Consider the following 1743-nt stretch of genomic DNA (forward strand, 5'->3'; position numbering starts at 1 on the left):
ACACAGTGGACGCGAGCACCTGAGGACAAGCCCTCGGCCTATTAGTACCAGTCACCTCCACCCGTTACCGGGCTTCCAGACCTGGCCTATCAACCCAGTCGTCTACTGGGAGCCTTACCCCATCAAGTGGGTGGGAGTCCTCATCTCGAAGCAGGCTTCCCGCTTAGATGCTTTCAGCGGTTATCCCTCCCGAACGTAGCCAACCAGCCATGCCCTTGGCAGAACAACTGGCACACCAGAGGTTCGTCCGTCCCGGTCCTCTCGTACTAGGGACAGCCCTTCTCAAGACTCCTACGCGCACAGCGGATAGGGACCGAACTGTCTCACGACGTTCTAAACCCAGCTCGCGTACCGCTTTAATGGGCGAACAGCCCAACCCTTGGGACCGACTCCAGCCCCAGGATGCGACGAGCCGACATCGAGGTGCCAAACCATCCCGTCGATATGGACTCTTGGGGAAGATCAGCCTGTTATCCCCGGGGTACCTTTTATCCGTTGAGCGACGGCGCTTCCACAAGCCACCGCCGGATCACTAGTCCCGACTTTCGTCCCTGCTCGACCCGTCGGTCTCACAGTCAAGCTCCCTTGTGCACTTACACTCAACACCTGATTGCCAACCAGGCTGAGGGAACCTTTGGGCGCCTCCGTTACCCTTTAGGAGGCAACCGCCCCAGTTAAACTACCCATCAGACACTGTCCCCGATCCGGATCACGGACCCGGGTTAGACATCCAGCACGACCAGACTGGTATTTCAACGACGACTCCACCCGAACTGGCGTCCAGGCTTCACAGTCTCCCAGCTATCCTACACAAGCCGAACCGAACACCAATATCAAACTGTAGTAAAGGTCCCGGGGTCTTTCCGTCCTGCTGCGCGAAACGAGCATCTTTACTCGTAGTGCAATTTCACCGGGCCTATGGTTGAGACAGTCGAGAAGTCGTTACGCCATTCGTGCAGGTCGGAACTTACCCGACAAGGAATTTCGCTACCTTAGGATGGTTATAGTTACCACCGCCGTTTACTGGCGCTTAAGTTCTCAGCTTCGCCCACCCGAAAGTGAGCTAACCGGTCCCCTTAACGTTCCAGCACCGGGCAGGCGTCAGTCCGTATACATCGCCTTACGGCTTCGCACGGACCTGTGTTTTTAGTAAACAGTCGCTTCTCGCTGGTCTCTGCGGCCACACCCAGCTCAGGAAGCACGTCCCCTCACCAGGCATGGCCCCCCTTCTCCCGAAGTTACGGGGGCATTTTGCCGAATTCCTTAACCATAGTTCACCCGAACGCCTCGGTATTCTCTACCTGACCACCTGAGTCGGTTTAGGGTACGGGCCGCCATGAAACTCGCTAGAGGCTTTTCTCGACAGCATAGGATCATCCACTTCACCACAATCGGCTCGGCATCAGGTCTCAGACACATGGCGCGCGGATTTACCTACACACCGTCCTACACCCTTACCCCGGGACAACCACCGCCCGGGATGGACTACCTTCCTGCGTCACCCCATCACTCACCTACTGACCGCTTGGTCCGGCGGCTCCACCACTTTCCATTCCCCGAAGGGTCCGGAACGGCTTCACGGCCTTAGCATCACGATGCTCGATGTTTGACGCTCCACAGCGGGTACCGGAATATCAACCGGTTATCCATCGACTACGCCTGTCGGCCTCGCCTTAGGTCCCGACTTACCCTGGGCAGATCAGCTTGACCCAGGAACCCTTAGTCAATCGGCGCACACGTTTC

1 rRNA gene is annotated in these 1743 nt (G+C 57.4%); it reads right to left on the minus strand.

What is annotated here, in order from left to right:
- Positions 1-21 precede the first annotated feature (21 nt).
- Positions 22-1743, minus strand: a 23S ribosomal RNA gene (locus AC5WS8_RS39075); the annotation flags it as partial.

This window comes from Streptomyces sp. PTL18, from assembly GCF_059510295.1.